Here is a 230-nt window from a genome sequence, read left to right as displayed (position 1 = left end):
TAGCGCGTTTGCTTGAGCAGCGTAAGCCATTAGAATTGCCCAAATAAAAGCAAGTCCCAAAAAAAATTGAGGAAGGTGTGTAAAGCGCTTCATAAAAGGATAAATAAACGCTAATAAAAAACCAATGAAGGAAAGTTGAATAGTTAATATGTTTTGCGTAAGAAGCAGCAGACAAGAGCAGCTAGCCAGCGCTAAAAAAAGAATAACAGCTTCTTTGCTGGTGGCTCTAC

At 38.7% G+C, this 230-nt stretch carries 1 protein-coding gene; it reads right to left on the bottom strand.

Annotated features, from left to right (window positions below; all coding sequences use genetic code 11):
* Positions 1-230: UbiA family prenyltransferase (locus V6256_RS15535; RefSeq protein ID WP_341599140.1), on the bottom strand; the 230-nt coding region annotated here is incomplete at both ends.

Source organism: Psychromonas aquatilis, assembly GCF_038155185.1.
Taxonomy (GTDB): Bacteria; Pseudomonadota; Gammaproteobacteria; order Enterobacterales; family Psychromonadaceae; genus Psychromonas; species Psychromonas aquatilis.
The sequence above is the reverse complement of the archived record's forward strand: the minus strand, read 5'-3'. Positions and strand labels throughout refer to the sequence as shown.